The following is a 3264-nucleotide window of genomic DNA, read 5'->3' as shown; positions in this document are numbered from 1 at the left end:
ATCCAGAATTCGGGTTAATTACTATTGATACTGCTAATAGCGAATAAAAAATGCTCTTTTTGCACTGATTATTGAGTGAATCCTTACTTTATCGCTGGTTTTCTTAAGTGTAAATCTGCGTATACAATTGAATGAAACATCATGTCAGTCTAGTATCACCCATGTTTTGTGATTGAAAGGCCACTTTAATGATTGAAGCAATAGAACTTAACCAGTCTGACTACTTAACTGCTAAATCTGAACATTTGAAAAAAGAGTTTGGGCAATATTTCACTGGTAGCGCTGTGGCTGATTATATGGCATCGATGTTAACTTTTGTGGATATCCCAATTGTACGTTTACTTGATGCGGGAGCTGGGGCAGGAATTCTGACCGTTCATGCCGCTATGCGATGTTTGGCTCAGGGAAACAAACAGGTTCATGCTGTTTTGTATGAAATTGATAGCGGTATTTTATCTCAATTAGAATCAAATATGCAGCGAATAGCTGAGGCCTTTAAAGAAGCCGATGGTAAATTTACTTTTGATATTCGATATGAAGATTTTGTCTTGGCACGGCCTGATTGTAAAGAAGCGCCATTTCATGTGTCTTTAATCAATCCTCCATATTTTAAATATAATGCTAAAACGTCTCCCTATGCTGGTGCTACGGCAGATCTATATGCAGGTAATCCTAATATCTATGCTTCTTTTATGGCTATAGTAGCTTCTTGCATGGAAGATGATGGACAAATGGTTGCTATTGTCCCCCGTAGCTTCACTAATGGATTATATTTTAAGGGATTTCGCCATTATTTGAATAGGACAATGAGCCTTGAGAGGATTCACATTTTCCGCTCTCGCAGTCAGCTATTTCGGGAACAGGCGGTACTGCAAGAGAATATTATCTGCTTTTATCGTAAAGCGTCTCAAAACGCTTCTATCAACGTTTACACTTCAACGGGCTATGATGATCTTAATAAAGATAAAAACAATACTTATCCAGCTGCCCAATTGATAGACACATCGAATGGTTATGAGATCATCCGAATACCAGAGAGTCTGGAAGATGCCCAAATTTTGACTGATGTAGAATACTGGCCATCCAGTTTTGAGAATAATGGTTATTTTATCTCAACAGGTCCAGTAGTAGAGCATCGTACCAGGGAATTTATCATTGAATCAAACAACATCCACGGCAGTATTCCTCTTCTGAGAATGCATAACGTGAAAGCGTTCAAGACAGAGTGGACAGGAGAAAATAAAAAAGATGCCCGATTCATGTTGCTTGATGGTCATGAGAAACATACCTCTAAAAACCAGCCATATGTCATCTTAAAACGCTTTAGTTCTAAGGACGAAAAACGCAGATTGGTTGCTGGAGTGCATGATCCTAGTCATATGCCTGGAAAGCGGATAGCTCTAGAAAATCATTTAAACTATATAGGGCATCAAGACGGACCACTGAGTCAAGCAGAGGCTTATGGTCTAGCCGTGTTGTTTAACTCTACTTTGTTGGATAAATATTTCCGGTGCATGTCGGGAAATACTCAAGTGAATGCTACAGAGATCAGGCTGTTAAAATTGCCAACGCGTGACATTATTCAAAAGATAGGTATGTCATTCCGATCTAATGAAACAATTATTCAAGAACAGATAGATACACTTTTAGAGTATTTTTTAAAAATATAGGAATATCATCAAAGATGGACAAGAAACAAGAAAAGCTACAGCAGGCTAAGATACTTCTTCAAGCTCTGGGAATGCCAAAAGCACAATACAATGATCGTTCTGCTTGGGTATTCCTTTCTTTGGCCAATATCAAACCTAATGATGATTGGCACCGGGCACAAGCACCTTTATTACCTACTGTGGATATTATGCAATTTATCCGCGAAAACTATGGACAAGATTATAAGCCTAATAGCAGAGAAACAATACGTCGTCAAACTCTTCACCAATTTGAGCAGGCTCGCATTGTTGATCGTAATAGAGATAATCCTTCAAGAGCAACAAACAGTAAGGATAACAATTATTCCTTGAATAAACCTATCCTTGAAATATTACAGGAATTTCCAAGTGGTAGTTGGAAACAAAAAATTGAAGAATATAAAGCTGTATTGCCAAACCTTCAGGAACTCTATCGGCGTAATTTGGATTTATTGAAAATTCCGGTCACACTGCCTAATGGACAAGAAATTAAATTGTCGCCTGGTAAGCACAACCAATTACATGCTGATATTGTACATGAATTTTGTCCACGATTTATTGGAAAAGGTGGCAAAGTATTGTACATAGGAGATACAGCGAGTAGTCGTGAAGAGGGAGGGAAATTAATGATATTGGAAACCACAATGCTGGAAATGCTGGGGGTTCCTCCTATGTCTCACGATAAACTCCCAGATTTAGTTGTTTACGATGAAAAAAGAGAATGGCTTTTTTTGATTGAAGCGGTAACAAGCCATGGGCCAATATCTCCAAAGCGCAAGTTGGAGTTGGAAAACGTGCTGACAACATGCAAAGCGGGGTTGGTATATGTAACGGCTTTCCCTGATTCTACTGAGTTTAAAAAAAATGCAGCGGATATTGCATGGGAAACGGAGGTCTGGATTGCAGATAACCCTGATCACATGATCCATTTTAACGGCGATCGTTTTTTGGGGCCTCACGATAGTACAGACGAATTGCTATAAGTTCAGATTAAAAATTATACACTGTTGGCACTGCCAACAGTGACTAAAAAATAATCTTTTTTCACGATCAATAAAAATGAATCATTTTTTTCCCTTTCCATAACTGGTTATCCATTGAGTCACAGCCTCCTTTGCCCTGATAGTCAAGCAGCTATCAAGGCCAAACAGGAGTCTTAATTCATGTCTGATTCTGAAGAAAAACCTTCTACTCAACCACAATTACGTGCAGGTGTCTTAACCTCCTCATTAACGATTGCACTGCATACCCACTATGCCATCCGTCTGTGGGCAGGACGCAGACGGGAAGAGAGCAGTAATCCACGAAAATTTTCAGGCATTCTCGGGATGCCGCAGGTGATTAAACGCGCGGGCACGATCAGTGTGGATTCCGCTGCCGATAATCCGTATGCCGATGCCTGGCTGGTGAAGCTGGAGCAGGCGTTGGAAGCCGCATCTGCCAATCTCCAACAAAGTATTGCCACTTTGCAGGATACCCTGAATGCTGTACCCCAGCAGATCACCTTATCCGCTGTTTCCTCTGTCGAACCGCTGAATATCGGCGTCTACAGCCACTCCCCATTAGGCTATCGCGG

General features: G+C 40.3%; 3 protein-coding genes. All 3 read left to right on the top strand.

Going from position 1 to position 3264, the window contains the following annotated elements:
• Nucleotides 1-188 precede the first annotated feature (188 nt).
• Entirely contained in the window at nucleotides 189-1670 is a 1482-nt protein-coding gene (locus tag ABLA76_RS14905; RefSeq protein WP_348988517.1) for an Eco57I restriction-modification methylase domain-containing protein, read from the top strand.
• 14 nt (nucleotides 1671-1684) lie between these two features.
• Entirely contained in the window at nucleotides 1685-2671 is a 987-nt protein-coding gene (locus ABLA76_RS14900; protein ID WP_348988516.1) for a BsuBI/PstI family type II restriction endonuclease, read from the top strand.
• A gap of 180 nt (nucleotides 2672-2851) precedes the next feature.
• Nucleotides 2852-3264: PFL_4669 family integrating conjugative element protein (locus ABLA76_RS14895; protein WP_348988515.1), on the top strand; the 413-nt coding region annotated here is incomplete at its 3' end.

Origin of the sequence: Xenorhabdus sp. SGI240 (assembly GCF_040081915.1) — a bacterium.
In the GTDB taxonomy this organism is placed as follows: Bacteria; Pseudomonadota; Gammaproteobacteria; order Enterobacterales; family Enterobacteriaceae; genus Xenorhabdus; species Xenorhabdus bakwenae.
The sequence above is the reverse complement of the archived record's forward strand: the minus strand, read 5'-3'. Positions and strand labels throughout refer to the sequence as shown.